The following is a 15621-nucleotide window of genomic DNA, read 5'->3' as shown; positions in this document are numbered from 1 at the left end:
AGGTAGTCATCATGACCTCAACCGTATTGAATAGCACGCCCGCTCAAGATGGGTTCTATATGCCAGCTGAGTACGCCCCTATCTCTCGAGTTTGGATGGTTTGGCCTTATCGCTTAGATAACTGGCGCGATCATGCGATTCCTGCACAAAAGGCATATCTTGATGTGGCTATGGCGATCAGTGAGTTTTGTGACGTGACTATCATCGCAGATCCTAAGCACGCCGAGTCATGCAGACAGCAAGTCAGTGACCGTCTGTCTCAATCTGTAGGCGTTAATCAAATTAATACGGTCGATAGCGTCCAAATAACAGACTGCATGAATAATGGCGTTAATAATAGGCTCAATAAAACAGCTTTAGAAGTTGAATCAGAAGACCACCACCATGCGAGCATTCAAGATGATGACATAACATCAATAAGTGAACTTGCCCATACTAAAACTTTTGATATTTATGTTATATCTTTACCAAATGATGATGCATGGGCGCGCGACACAGGGCCCAGCTTTCTTGTCAATAAGTTTGCAAATTCTGATAACTCAAATAAATTAGATTATCCCATAGAGCTTAGAGCATGCGACTGGACGTTTAACGCGTGGGGCGGTCACTATGACGGCTTGTATTCGCCATGGGATAATGATGATAGGCTTGCCTCCCTCATTTGTGAGCAGTTAGGAATTAAGCGGTATCGTACCTCTGATTTTGTATTAGAAGGTGGCGCATTTCACGTGGATGGTGAAGGTACGGTGTTAACCACCAGAATGTGCTTATTGAGTAAAGGGCGTAATCCGAACTTATCTGAGCAAAAAGTTGAATACAAGCTGAAACAGTATTTAAATGTAGAAAAAGTATTATGGCTTGATGAAGGCATTGATCCTGATGAAACCACAGGTCATGTCGATGACGTTGCTTGCTTTGTGCGACCTGGTGAGGTGGTTTGTATTTATACAGATGACCCAAACCATCCTTTTTATGCGGTCGCTCAAAAATGTTACAAACAATTGTCCAACATGACTGATGCTCGGGGCCGCAAACTGGTTGTGCACAAACTTTGTTGCACATTGAATGCGGTGACCCTACCTCAGGATATTACTGTATTAGACAACACTGGAATTGACAGCGCTGTATTAGGCAACATTGAAATAGACAGCACTGATGCATTGATGGGCAGCAATGTCACACAGGCCAAAGCTCGGCATAGAGGCGAATTATGCATCGCATCCTATGTCAATTTTCTCATCTGTAATGAGGGCATTATTGTACCTCAATATGAAGATGACAATGACGCATTGGCATTACAACAATTGCGTGATATTTTTCCAAATCACAACGTTGTAGGCGTTCCAACACGTGAGATTGTATATGGCGGTGGTAATATTCACTGTATCACTCAACACCAGCCTGCAATACGTTGACTAGAGCGTCTAATATCACGTCGTTTAACTAACACTTTGTCTAACTAACATGTTGTCTATCTAACATGTTGTCTAATTAATATTTTGTTTCTAGAACGAAGAGTAAAGTGAGAACAGGATTAACGTTAAATAATAAGCGGTAAAAGAACTATTAAACCTTAAAAAAGGAGAACTATATGAGTACCGATACCCTATATAAAGTTACTAATCCTGCCACTGGCGAGATTGAAAAGACGTATCCTACCGCTACTCAAGATGAGGTAGAAAACGTATTACAGCAGGCACAAAGTGCATATAATTCATGGAAAGTTACCTCTATTGAATCACGTAGCAAGCTGTTACACACTATTGCAGATACATATATGGATAAAATCGATGCGCTTGCAGCGATTATAACGCGTGAGATGGGCAAACCTATCACCCAAGCTAAAGGTGAGCTGGCCTTTGTCGCTGAAATATTTAGATACTATGCTGACAATGCGCCAGAGTTATTAAAACCAGATACCATTGAGGTAGATAGAGGCAATGCTCGTGTTGAGAAGCATCCTATTGGGGTCTTATTTGGAATAATGCCTTGGAACTACCCTCATTACCAAGTCGCTCGCTTTGTCGCTCCAAACTTTATGGCAGGTAATACAGTTATATTAAAGCACGCTCCTCAGTGCCCTGAAACGGCGGAAGCTATTGAAGCTTTGTTTGAAGAAGCGGGTTTGCCTCAAGGCGTCTACAACAATATATATGCAACTAACGATCAAGCAGCAGATATTATCAAAGACGCTCGCGTCCAAGGCGTGTCATTAACTGGCTCTGAAAAAGCTGGTCAAGCGGTGGCTCAAGTCGCCAGTAGCGCCCTTAAAAAGGTGGTTCTTGAGCTTGGCGGTTCCGATCCATTTATCGTCTTAGAAGACGCTAATATGGATAAAGCAGTAAAATATGCGATCAATGGTCGCTTTGATAATGCAGGGCAAGCTTGCAATGCCGCAAAACGTCTGATAGTCGTCGAATCTATATATGACAAGTTTGTTGAAAAATTCAACGCCACTGTTAGGGGAATGTCTCCGAATGACCCCATGCAAGAAACAACAAAAATGGGACCTCTATCCTCGATTGCAGCCGCTGAAAACCTTCAAAAACAATTAGATAGTGCGATTCATGCAGGTGCTAATGTATTGGTTGACGGTGGATATCAGGCCAACAAACCAGGCGCATGGTTTGAACCTACGGTATTAACTGGCGTGACAAGCGATATGGCCGTATATAAGGAGGAGCTGTTCGGACCCGTTGCGGTTTTATATAAAGTCGCCGATGTTGATGAAGCCATAAAACTTGCGAATGACGTCCCGTTTGGTTTGGGCGCATCCATACATACGACGAGTGAAGAGATGGCAGATAAGTTAACTGATGCACTTGAAGTGGGTATGGTCACGATTAACGCTCCCTCAGGTAGTGAAGCCAACACACCGTTTGGCGGCGTTAAACGCTCGGGCTTTGGTCGTGAACTGGGTAAGTTAGGAATTACAGAATTCTTAAATTACAAATTAGTGAGAGACAAATCCTTACGTCCTGAAAGGTAAGTGGCTTGTCTGCTTTAGTATGAAAAGTTTGCTTTCAAATAAACCCTACAAAATAAAGGCCACCTGCGCATAACAGGTGGTCTTTTTAATAAAAAAATTAGAAGCCCGTTTATCTTAAATTTAAGGGATGGGACGTATGGTTAAAATCTGTTCACTACGCCCGAATGGGCCTTTTTCATCATGTAAGATAGCACTGGTCAGACCAATACCGTCATCACCATATTGCTGTACCGCTTCTATCCCCAACCATTTGCCTTGGGGTAATCGGTGCATATGAATTTGTAAATCCGTATTCGGAAAAGCCCACGTCATCTCGGACAGTTTTAAACCCTTTCTTGGAACGACACCATTGGCCGTATCTACCAGCCCCATTAAACGAATGAAATCTTTGGTGTCTTGGTTTTCTACCATATCAAGCTCAGTAGTCAGCCATACGAGTCCTTTACCCGGACGACGGTTAGGGTCTGCAGCAAGCTCAATGCTTTCTATAAATCCACCAGGCCAGCCCTTCATTTCTTCCCACGAAGGTAGCTCATCAGGGCGCGATGAGAGTACTGGATCTTCCAATCCTGCTATCTCGCTGGTATCTTGAGTCAATAACCGCCACGCTCTAGCGATGATACAGTCACGCCCATTAGCACTCATGACTGATTCTACCAGCTCAATCGTCTTACCAGGACGAATACAACGCGTGGTAATGGTAAATTCCTCAAGGGTATCAAACCTAGAATATCAAGGCTTATTCTGGCAATACGTAAGTTAGCTTGGGGGGAATATTGAACAAGCTCATGCGTTAAGATACCAGTTGCTGGCGCCATGTGCTGCTCGTGGCTATTCCAAGCCCCTTGAGCATGGTGTGTGGGTTTATAATGCGCCACACAAGTTTTATCGTCCTGATAAATGCGATCGATGCACTGATAGTATGCCGTCATTAAGTTTCCTATAAGGTTGATTAAATGCTGTAAATAATTATTTTTATATAAATAGCTTTAAAAATATAGCTTAAAACGTATCGCTTGAAATAACGTATCGCTTGAAATAACGTATCGCTTGAAATAACGTATCAATTAAAATAAATAGTTAAATCGCCATTTTAAAGCTAACTGTCTTTTTGGTATGAGCATACGCCCTGTATTCTACGAACCTACGCTCTATTGTACTAGCCACGCCATATTAGCGCGCTATGAACGTACTTCTTTAATAGGAATACGTAATTCTTTGGGCAAGCTAAAGGTAATGTTTTCTTCTATACCTTTTAACTCATCGGGCATATCTCCGCCCCACGTTTGCAGCTGGTCCAATACTTCCTGAATTAATACCTCAGGCGCCGACGCGCCAGCTGTCACCCCGACCGCTTTAACCCCTTCAAACCATTCTTGTCTAATCTCGCCTGCGTTATCTATCAGATAAGCTTTACAGCTCATACGCTCTGCAAGCTCGCGTAAACGATTTGAGTTTGATGAATTTGGTGACCCGACCACAAGTACCACCTCGCAGCGCTTTGCCAAATCTTTCACAGCATCTTGACGATTTTGTGTTGCATAGCAAATATCATCTTTGCGCGGGCCTTGAATTTGAGGAAATTTTTCACGTAGCGCATCGATGACAACAGCAGTATCATCCATAGATAGCGTAGTCTGGGTGACAAATGCTAAGTTATCAGGATTGCCAACTTCAAGATTCTTAACATCGTCTTCATTTTCAACCAAATAGATCTGACCACCATATTTGGTGCTAAACCGCCCCATTGTACCCTCAACCTCAGGATGTCCATGATGACCAATCAAAATGGTATCCATTTGATCACGGGCAAATTTTGAAACCTCAATATGAACTTTGGTCACAAGCGGACATGTGGCATCAAACACCGTTAAATCTCGGCGCTGTGCCTCGTCTTCTACAGCTTTGGACACGCCGTGTGCTGAAAATATCACTATCGAACCATCTGGCACTTCGTGTAATTCTTCGACAAATACAGCGCCTCGACGTGCTAAGTCCGAAACAACAAACTTATTATGCACCACTTCATGGCGCACATAAATGGGAGGCTCAAAGCGTACTAAGGCTTCATTAACGATGGCAATGGCACGGTCAACACCGGCACAAAAACCACGAGGATTAGCAAGATAAATTTGCATAAACAACCTTTGCAATAGATAATCAGATAAAAATTTGGTAACACCAATTAGAATTAAAAAATGAACTTTAAACTAAAAATGAACTTTAAACTAAAAATGAACTTTAAACTAAAAATGAACTTTAAATTTAGAACTATAATCATTGGCACAATAGAAACTAGGACTTGAAAGATTGCTACTATTATAATGTGCTATATGTGTCTTCAAAAAATGTTTTCAATTAGGGGCGAATAAACAGTTTAAATTCTGACTACTTTAGCATATCTTTTAAATCGGCGGCACACCCTAAGAGTAGTAATTTACATTTATCCAATTGGATAGCACTTTTTAAAGCGATATGGGTAGATTATCCTCCTTGCATTAATACGCTATTGCGTCGCTATTTACTCGACACTTGATAGAAACCCTATATGACAAATAAGACGTTCAAAGTAAAACGCTCAATATACAACACCTTATAATTAAACGAGAATTAACTTATGAAAGGCTCACTATTTATAATAACGGCAGCATCAGGTACAGGTAAGACGTCGCTGGTAAAGCAGCTTATTGCGACCACCAATGACCTAGCAGTTAGTGTCTCCCATACAACACGTAGTCCGCGTCCAGGTGAAATAGAAGGTCAACATTATCATTTTACGGACACAGCCGCATTTGTCAGCGGCATACAAGCGGGTGACTTTTTAGAGCATGCCAAAGTATTTGATAACTACTATGGCACGTCACGCCAAAGTGTGGATCAGCAATTAAATGCCGGAATCGATGTGATATTAGAGATTGATTGGCAGGGTGCTCTACAAATAAAAGAGCTTTTTGATGACGTGACGATGATTTTTATACTCCCCCCTAGCCGCGCCACCTTACGCCAGCGTTTGTCTTCACGTGGTCAAGACTCGCAGGAAGTTATTGAAAAACGCTTAGCGGGTGCTGTTACTGAGATGAAGCAGTATGAGCACTTCGACTATGTGGTAATCAATGATAATTTTGAAGCTGCTTTATCAGATCTTAAGTCTATTATTGTTGCTAAGCGTCAAACGCTTGCTCGCCAGCAGTCTCGATATCGAGAAACCATCAATGATCTTATTAAAGACTAGCAGCTGATTTATTTTTAGCATAGCAAATGAGTGTTGATACCATGACTATTTAATATAGATAGGTTTAATTTGGACAGTATTTTTAGTTGTCATAGCTATTAGTTAATATATTTAATGGTTGGTATAGTTACTTGTTGGTATAGTCGCTTTTAATATAGTCGCTTTTTAAATAGACACTATTAATATATTCACTTGTTAATATAGTCATTTATCAATAAAGCAATTTGATAATATAGTTATTAGCCGCAATATTTGGTATACTAATTGATTGACTATCAATATTTAATATCAATCACAATGTGATTAAAAGAGGATTTTATGGCACGTGTAACTGTTGAAGATTGCTTACATGCAGTAGATAACCGTTTTGAGCTAGTCTTGGTTGCCAGCAAACGCGCACATCAACTTGCAAAAGGTATCTCTGAGCCTTTAGTAGAAGTAGATAATGACAAACCAACCGTATTGGCATTACGTGAAATTGCATCAGGTTTAGTCACAAAAGATATTCTTAATCAGCCTGATCATCATTTTGCGACCAATTCGCTAGATTTAGCACTTAGCGGTGGTCAGAGTTTCTAAACTTAAGTTAACGCTTTTTTGAGCCACGATTTGTTAATACACAATTCGTGGCTTTTTTAGCTTTAAAATTTTATATAAGATGTTGGATATTCACATATAAACTTTAATAGGTTTATCACATTGATATTCTTTATATTTTTCCCCAAACGAGCGTTAATTTGTAGTTTTATCGGTCGAGCGGTTGACAATCCTCCTTAATTAAGATTAATTATGGGTATTGCTTTATTAAATACAAAATATTGAGTAAATAAAAGATAGTGTTTGATACGTTTAGCTGCTTAGGCTATATAATATAAATCAAACTGGGTTATGCTTTGGTTATTGGTATGTTGATTAACATAGTGCTCTACTCTTAGACCGTACATTCGTGACATTGCTAATCAACTGTTAATAAACTGTCAATCAATTCATAATCAATTAAGGTCAAGATGCTTATGTTCAATTCAGATTCTCAGTCAAATACGCTTCTTGATTCTAGTAATTGTAATAGTACAACTACTTCCATTACTACTACCACTCATCCTGATACGACAACATCCTCTGATACTGACCTAATTATTGACGACTTTAATACTAATATGAATGGCAAAAAAATTAACAACATTTCCCACTCAGACAACGTTATTGACCCTATTGATACAGGTGATATAAGCTTACCTAATTCTAATGATGAAGATATAGCAAATATTACGGGACACTCTTTAGGCTTACCTAAGCTTAGTCATCACTTAGTAGATGATGCACAGCGCAATTTATATCGTGCCATATACTACCTTAATGATGAAGAAAAGCAGGATGTATTAGATGCTTGTGCGTTTGGGGATGAGGCTCATATAAAAGACAAACGTAAGTCTGGCGAGCCTTATATTACGCATCCAATTTCGGTGGCAGAAATTCTCGCAGGTTTTCGCTTAGACCACGACTGTATAATCGCTGCTATATTACATGATACGGTTGAAGATACTGAGGTTACCTCAGATCAAATAGCAACTCGATATGGTGCCACAGTGGCTCGGTTAGTAGATGGCGTCACCAAACTTAAATCCTCAAAACGCAATAAAGAGCAAAACAAAGCCGCTACCTTTCATAAAATCATGACAGCAACGCTTGATGATCCTCGTGTATTAATTATCAAACTTGCTGATCGTTTGCACAATATGTCAACTTTGGATGCGGTTCGACCTGAAAAACAACGCTCGACAGCTGCAGAGACCTTAGAATTCTATATCCCCTTTGCACGTTTGATGGGACTCAATGATATTGCCGATTATATGGAGATACTGTGTTATCGAAATCTTGATCCTGTTATGTATACCAAGATGTCGGACAAATTGCTTCAACACGGACTGGGTAGAAAATACCAAAAAGAAGCCATTCATCAATATCTAAACCGCGTCCTAGATCGACATCATGTGTCCGGCCATGTGCGGGTACTTGAAAATCAAGTGGTTATGTACCGTCAGTTTTTTAGAAATCGCGGTGAGATTGATGATCTACTCAGACATTACGCATTTGAGATTGTCACGCACAGTATCGAAGATTGTGATTTGCTTGCTAACTACCTTATCAAAAGATACGACATACCAAGGGAGTTTATTGCCGATAACATACGCCATCCCCTACCCGGCGGCAACCAATCATTAACCTTAACTTATGTGCGTGATAACGACACCATCAAGGTCACCTTATTAACTCAAAAGATGCAAGATGCGGCAAGACTTGGGGTTATTGGAGCGGAGCAAGCTTCTGAGATTAGCCGCTCAGTGATTGAAGCCTCTTTACGCAATATGAAAGAGCTTATTTCTGATAGCGATGCCGAGATTTCAGAAGCGCAAGATTATGAAGGCTTGCTTGATACGCTTGATGACCTTATCAGTTATTTAAATATTCGTAAAATAATTTGTTATAGCCCTGAAGGCCGCGCGTATGAGCTACCACGCGGTGCGATTGCGCTGGATTTTGCTTACGCTGTAGGCCCTAAGGTCGGTAATATTGCAGTCGGTGCTATCATCGATGGTGAAGAAGCCAAACTTGGTTCAACCCTCAAAACTGGACAGACTGTCGAAATTGAAATCGATCACAGCGCAAAACCCAAAGCTGAATGGCTAGGCATTGTGGTAACTAGCAAAGCTCATCGCACCCTTCGACGCTGGTTTAGCAGCTTACCCGTAGAGGAGCAACAATTACATGGCAGACAAGCGCTAGATCGTGCCTTACAAACCTATGATAAATCAATCGATGATGTGACAGACTCTGATTGGGATGATTTATTGCAGTGGCAAAATGCCAAGAATAAAGGCGAGCTATTTGAAAGTATGAGTGCCGGTACTTTATTACCCCAGCTCGTTGTATCACGGCTATTTAGCGATGATGTGACCAAAATTCATGAACAAGCCAATCAGAAGGGATTTGATAGACCCAATCAGTTATTGTCAAATGCTAATGGTGTCGAAGTTCATTTTGCGGGGTGTTGTCGCCCAATCTTTGGTGATCCTATAATCGGACATCTAACCACACATGGATTGGTGGTGCATCGTCATCGCTGTTATTCAATTGTCAATAAATTCAAAGACAAGCCTTATGAGCTTGTTCAGCTAAACTGGTATAGTGAAGAGCAGATAGAGCGTAGTATAGAACATCCAAGCGATCGCCCTCATTTTACGGCGTACTTAAAAATTAACTTAGCATTAAATGATGAACAAGTATCCGATGTGGTTTATACCTTACGTCAACTTAACATCGGTGTTGAAAAAGTTGATGTTCGAGCAAAATCTACAATAATTCATATCATTGTGCGCAGTCGTAACCACTTACATGAAAGTATTGAAGCACTACGCCCCCATGTTGGATTTGGTAATATTAGACGGTTATATCGTTTGTAGCCGTCTATAACATCGTAATAACGGTTATAAACAACTCATCTAAAATGTTAAGTTAAAGCGTCGAACCAATAGACAATAAATACTCAAGAGAAGCTGGCTAAAATAATAAAAATTTAATTATAATATTTATCTAATAATAAGGACCCATTATGCCTCGTGAGACCATTCATACTGATAAAGCGCCTTCAGCAGTCGGCACTTATTCTCAAGCTGTTAAAATATCTGGCCCAAATGGTAGTACTGTATATATTTCAGGTCAAATAGGACTCGATCCCAATAGCATGCAATTATCAGAAGGCTTTGAGGCGCAAGCATTACAGGTAATGGATAATATCGAAGCAATTTGTCACGCAGCTGGGGGTACACTTAAAGATGTGGTTAAATTTAACGTCTCTTTAACAGACTTAAGCGACTTTGATACACTAAATACTGTCTTCAAGAACCGTTTGATTGAGCCGTTTCCCGCTCGTGCTGCGGTACAAGTCGCCGATTTACCAAAAGGTGCTGTGGTAGAAATTGAATCTATATTATTTATAGAAGATTAGGGCGTGTGGAACGATTTTGCTATCATCAATGCTAATTTGCGAATACTCCAACACGCCCTAACACATCCGCCTATTCAGTATTTTATGCTTTTGTGCCTTATGCCATGTGCTTAACGATCTATACGCTACATAAGTTTATTTAAGTGTTTCATACATTTAAATGCCTAGGGAAAGTGTATAAGACTAAAAACGAGTGATGTATGATAATGACATACGTCACTTTTTAATTAAATAGGTTTGGGTTCTAATGAGGAGGTCACCTTAATGTTAATCCGTGTGGCGCTGCCAGTACCTCTTTATAGAGAATTTGATTACCTGCCCCCTGCCAATCAATCAATTGATGTACAAAATAACGATAACCCTAATAACGACAATCAGAATAACGACAATCACAATAACGAAAATCAGAATAAAGACAACCAAACCATCGAGAATTCATCAAATAAAGACAGTACCCCAGATCTTTTTGATTTTCTTCCCCCAATTGGCGGCCGTGTTAAGGTCTCCTTCGGACGCCAAAAGCTCATTGGCATAGTTGTGGCTCACGTACCGCTAACTCAAAGCGATGTTCCTGAGAATAAACTAAAAACCATCATAGAAAGCTTAGATGAGATTCCGATCTTTGATAAGCATATGCTGGATTTTGCAACATGGCTCGCAAGCTACTATCACTACCCTCTTGGCGATGTACTATCTGTCATGTTACCTAAACTCATTAGAGACGGTAAACCGCTTGATTTATTAGAAACTCATTGGCGGGTTTTGCCTCATATCACAGATGAGTATTTTGCAGCGAATGCGCACAAGCAAAAACAACAGTTTATGATGCTCAAATTACATGGCGAAACAGGCGCTAGCGAAGATACGTTATTGTTGGAAGGTATGGAGCGCCCCTTTTTGAAACGGTTAGAGACATTGGGGATTATTGAACACTTTATGTCTCCAAAACCTAAACCCAAGCCGGTAACGCTAGCTAAAATGCCGCTTGATTTGAACAAAGAGCAGCAACTTGCGGTCGATGCTATCGTTACTTGTTTTAATAATAAAATCTATGAAGGGTTCTTATTAAATGGGGTGACAGGTAGTGGTAAAACGGAAGTTTATTTGCAATCAATGCAGCATGTACTTGAAGCGGGTAAACAAGTTTTAGTCTTAGTTCCAGAAATAGGACTGACCCCGCAAACCAGAGCACGGTTTGCCGAACGGTTTTCTGCCAATATTTTATTGCTGCATTCAAATCTAAATAATACACAGCGTATGCAAGGCTGGGAAGACTGCCGCCAAGGCCGAGCTCAAATTGTAATTGGTACCCGCTCATCAGTACTGTATCCATTTGATAAGCTTGGACTTATCATTATAGATGAATCTCACGACATGTCTTTTAAGCAGCAAGACACCTTGCGTTATCATGCTGCCGATGTAGCATTGTATCGAGGTTTCAAAGCAAATATACCAGTTATTTTAGGGACTGCCACCCCCTCACTAGATCATTTAAAATTGGTTCAAGAGGGTAAGCTTACCGAGCTCATATTAACCAAACGGGCAGGAAACGCACTTGCACCAACTCTGTATTTAGTCGATGCGCGTGATAAGCCGACGCAGTATAGCGACCTGCCTACACATACAGATGATAAACAAAATAACCTACTGCCAAACCTTCAAGAGAACCAAGATACAGGTCTGACAAACGAAACCATAGATGCCATTCGTCATACGCTTGAATCTGGCGAACAAGTGCTCGTCTTTTTAAATAGGCGTGGATATTCTCCCATATTATTATGTAGCGCTTGTGGGTGGCAAGCAGACTGTAGGCGATGTGAAGCGCATATGACCCTGCACCATAGTCAGCTTAATCAAAATCAGCCCAGCTATTTGAAATGTCATCACTGTGATTGGCAAGCCTCTATTCCTTTGGCCTGCCCTGAGTGTTCAAGTACTAATTTGAGTGCGGTGGGGATTGGAACAACGAGACTGACTGAAAGCTTGCATGCGTTATTCTCCAATCCTCAAAAGTCTGTCCGTACATACCCTATTATACAAATTGATCGCGATACCATGCGCCGTAAAGACAGTTGGGATGAATTATATCGCCGTATAAACACAGGCGATCCTGCTATATTGGTAGGAACACAAATGATCGCAAAAGGCCATCACTTCCCAAACGTTACCTTGGTTTGCTTACCCAATGCAGACAGGGGGTTTTTGTCTCCCGACTTTAGATCACCTGAACATACCGCTCAGCTTATGATACAAGTTGCTGGACGTTCAGGACGCGGTAGTAAGCCTGGTAAAGTGCTGATTCAAACAGTGAGGCCTAATAATCCGTTATTACAAAAATTGGTGCATGAAGGATACCACGCCTTTGCATTAGAGTTACTCAATGAGCGCAAGCTCCTTGGTCTTCCTCCTTACACTTTCGCAGCTTTAATACGCTGCGAAGGTAAAACTTTAGCGCGAACAACGCAAGCGCTTAAAGATGCGGTCGGTATATTGCCGCCCCACAATTTGGCTATTTTGGGCCCGATTGATGCGCCTATGAAAAAGAAGAACAGTCGCTATCATAGTCAGCTTTTGTTACTTGCCAAACAGCGCTCTGACCTACACCAGATATTAAACGTATGGTGGCCACAAGTCATACAGCTACCGTCCGCTAAGTACTTAAAGCTTACGTTAGATATAGATCCTATAGGGTGGTAATATGGGAGTATGGCTTATTATATATAGTCACAGAACTTTAAAGTAGTCACAAGGCAACCGAGTGCAAGTACTACTCATGGAGGCTTAGCGAGGTTAACGCCGTAACCGTTTAGTAATTGACCGACTATAACATGCTACTGGTCTGATTAATAGAATGCTTAGCCTCTAGACTTTATTATGCCTATAGAGTGTTGAATTGTGTTTGTTTAATAAGGTGTTACGCTATGACCTCGCAAAAGCCAAATTTGAACGATAATTCAGAACCTACTGCTGCGCATCATCCCCCGCATTTTCATAATGAACCCACTGCAAGAGATATGAGTAAACAGCGCCGCACATTGTTGTTTAGTTTTCTAATCATCACATTTTTTATGCTCATTGAAGCTATTGGTGGTGTCTTAACCAACAGTTTGGCGCTTTTATCTGATGCAGGACACATGCTATCTGATGCTGCAGCTTTGGGTGCGACGTTACTCGCTTTTAATATTGGTGAAAAATCCGCCAATGAACAAAAGACTTTTGGTTATAAACGATTTGAGATATTAGTTGCTGGAGCAAATGGCGCCACGTTGATCATTATCGCTATTATGATTATGTGGGAAGCCATCGACAGATTTACCTCACCGCCAGAAGTGGCATCAATGGGTATGTTGATCATCGCAGGCATCGGATTTTGCGTTAACTTATTGGTAGCTTGGCTATTACATCGTGATGGGTCAGCACATGGACATCACCATTCTCATAATGATGACCATCAGCATGACTCATCTAACCCTGGTGAGAAAAATTTAAATATGCACAGTGCTTATTTGCACGTTATTGGCGACTTATTGGGTTCATTGGCAGCTATTATAGCGGCACTCTTGATGATGTGGTTAGGATGGGTATGGGCGGATCCTGTCGCGTCTGTTATCGTTGCTATTCTTATATTAATAAGCGGCTTTAGAGTAGTAAAAGCGTCAACCCACATTCTAATGGAAGGAACCCCTAAAGAGATTTCATTAGAGGAAGTCAAACAAACCATAGAGTCGCATCACCACGTTATTACTGTTCACGACTTACATGTTTGGACCATAACAAGTGGCATTCATTCTCTATCATGTCATGTAGTTGTCGATGGTAACCTGCGTATTTTAAAAGCCAGTGAACTCATTCATGATTTAGAGCATAGTTTAGAAAAACTGGGTATTAGCCATACAACGATTCAGGTTGAGTCGATTGAGCATCCGCATAATCGGCTTGATGCCATTGTGTGTTCGTTAGACGATCCAGAGAATACACTTGCAGCCAGTCATACTGGGCACCATCACAGACATCATCATTAACCGATTCAAGTTATTATTTATAGAAATTTAAGGACTGTCCTTGATAATTAATAGCCGCTTAGACTATATAGAATTTATTAATTCTTATCGAATAAGTACAAGTCACTTGAAAAGTTAAGTTATATTGAATTGGTTCAAACCATTGACAGTTATATAAAGAGTGTTAGTTATCAATGATTTCAATCAAAATTTTCATTGATTTAAATCCTATCGTACTGCGCATTAATTGTTTCATTCTTATAGTTCTATTATTGGATAGATCTGCATCTAAACTTATTCCATTATGAACTGGCATAAAAAAACGCCCTCATTGCGAGTAATGCCATTCAATTTACGCTGCCTGGTTTTTTTAGGATATTTTAGTGGTTTACCCTTACCTACCCTCCGGCAAGATCGCTTTATACGCTAAGGAATGACAAACAATTTCTCCAACTCTAAAAGTGCATCTAACAGCTTTGGTAAGACACCTGAAGCCTGTAAAGGCGCAAACCGTAACAAATCAACAATCTTAATAGACGCCATATGAAATTTAATTCGTAGAGGGCAAACCTTAGCTATAACAACCATATAGCGCATCAAACGTCTTATTAGAATATAAGCAATCATAAGCCCCATAACTCTCGTAACACAAGCTGTGGCAGCTTACTTCTTAATTATAGCCCCTTATGTAAATCTGACTTAATTTCTCGATACATCATCTCGATCTCACAGCGCTGCAATTACAGCTGTACCACTTTATTCTTGATAAAGCGTTTATCATCTATTAAAGAGGTAATATATCGTCATGTCTTACCCTCATAACTACACTCAATTAATCGAGCTTGCAACGTATCGGGTAGGTTTGGGATTTTATTTTGAGCCTAAGGAGAAACTGGCATTTGTATCAAGTAGTCCCCTTCGCTGAAGGTTTTAATCACACTGTAACGCAAATTATCTTTAGCACGCATGATCCAGTGTCTGTTTGGATAAGTTTGTTTCTAACTAATCAGTAGGTCTGCTGAGAAATAGGCTTTATTGAAGGGCGTAATGTTATAAACTTGAACGTTTAGTTGACGAGCTAAAGTGATCTCTCCTTGACCCATATCTCTAAGAGCTGTGCCAATGATCTCATGAGTTTCAGTATTGATAAGGCATACCGAACGCATTTATGGATAAGTCGCCTGTTGGGTTCTACCTTTGTGAGCTAAAGTGCTGAAGGTTCCCATTGGTGTATGCAATGAGTATACGACTCGAACTACGGCTTGGACGCAAAGTCCCATAAAGTCTTGTTGCTGGTCTTATAATTCCGTTTGGTAGTGCGCACTTAATTGATTAAATAGCTGCTATAGAGATTCATGCCCGAGGCGTTGTCTTGCTTGTACAACAGCACTGG

The 15621-nt window shown here is 40.5% G+C and carries 10 protein-coding genes and 1 pseudogene; 8 read left to right on the top strand and 3 right to left on the bottom strand.

Going from position 1 to position 15621, the window contains the following annotated elements; all coding sequences use genetic code 11:
- Positions 1–59: 59 nt before the first annotated feature.
- Together AC21OH_RS01295 and AC21OH_RS01290 are read left to right on the top strand one after the other, a co-directional pair.
- Positions 60–1415 carry an agmatine deiminase family protein gene (locus AC21OH_RS01295; protein ID WP_487370487.1) on the top strand — a complete coding sequence of 452 codons (1356 nt, stop codon included), beginning with the start codon at positions 60–62 and terminating at the stop codon, positions 1413–1415.
- 176 nt (positions 1416–1591) lie between these two features.
- Entirely contained in the window at positions 1592–2989 is a 1398-nt protein-coding gene (locus AC21OH_RS01290; RefSeq protein WP_487370478.1) for an NAD-dependent succinate-semialdehyde dehydrogenase, read from the top strand.
- A gap of 120 nt (positions 2990–3109) precedes the next feature.
- Here AC21OH_RS01290 and AC21OH_RS01285 read toward each other — a convergent pair.
- Positions 3110–3921, bottom strand: a pseudogene (locus tag AC21OH_RS01285) (thioesterase family protein).
- A gap of 249 nt (positions 3922–4170) precedes the next feature.
- Positions 4171–5127, bottom strand: a complete 957-nt coding sequence (gene ispH, locus AC21OH_RS01280) for a 4-hydroxy-3-methylbut-2-enyl diphosphate reductase (RefSeq protein WP_487370479.1) — start codon at positions 5125–5127, stop codon at positions 4171–4173.
- A 479-nt stretch (positions 5128–5606) separates the two neighbouring features.
- On the opposite strand from ispH, the gene gmk reads away from it, so the two are divergent.
- From gmk to AC21OH_RS01250, 6 genes are all read left to right on the top strand, one after another.
- Positions 5607–6221, top strand: coding sequence for a guanylate kinase (gene gmk / locus AC21OH_RS01275; RefSeq protein WP_486536589.1), 615 nt, complete (start codon positions 5607–5609; stop codon positions 6219–6221).
- Positions 6222–6539: 318 nt separating this feature from the next.
- Positions 6540–6800 carry a DNA-directed RNA polymerase subunit omega gene (gene rpoZ / locus AC21OH_RS01270; protein ID WP_487370480.1) on the top strand — a complete coding sequence of 87 codons (261 nt, stop codon included), beginning with the start codon at positions 6540–6542 and terminating at the stop codon, positions 6798–6800.
- 434 nt (positions 6801–7234) lie between these two features.
- Positions 7235–9682 carry a RelA/SpoT family protein gene (locus AC21OH_RS01265; RefSeq protein WP_487370481.1) on the top strand — a complete coding sequence of 816 codons (2448 nt, stop codon included), beginning with the start codon at positions 7235–7237 and terminating at the stop codon, positions 9680–9682.
- 149 nt (positions 9683–9831) lie between these two features.
- Positions 9832–10227 carry a Rid family detoxifying hydrolase gene (locus AC21OH_RS01260; protein WP_487370482.1) on the top strand — a complete coding sequence of 132 codons (396 nt, stop codon included), beginning with the start codon at positions 9832–9834 and terminating at the stop codon, positions 10225–10227.
- A gap of 264 nt (positions 10228–10491) precedes the next feature.
- Positions 10492–12924: a primosomal protein N' gene (locus AC21OH_RS01255; protein WP_487370483.1), complete on the top strand. Its 2433-nt coding sequence runs from the start codon at positions 10492–10494 to the stop codon at positions 12922–12924.
- A 224-nt stretch (positions 12925–13148) separates the two neighbouring features.
- Entirely contained in the window at positions 13149–14249 is a 1101-nt protein-coding gene (locus AC21OH_RS01250) for a cation diffusion facilitator family transporter (RefSeq protein WP_487370484.1), read from the top strand.
- A 405-nt stretch (positions 14250–14654) separates the two neighbouring features.
- Here AC21OH_RS01250 and AC21OH_RS01245 read toward each other — a convergent pair whose 3' ends face one another.
- Positions 14655–14855, bottom strand: a complete 201-nt coding sequence (locus AC21OH_RS01245) for a hypothetical protein (protein ID WP_487370485.1) — start codon at positions 14853–14855, stop codon at positions 14655–14657.
- Between the last annotated feature and the right edge of the window lie 766 nt (positions 14856–15621).

It is taken from the genome of Psychrobacter sp. CX10, assembly GCF_057621575.2.
The sequence above is the reverse complement of the archived record's forward strand: the minus strand, read 5'-3'. Positions and strand labels throughout refer to the sequence as shown.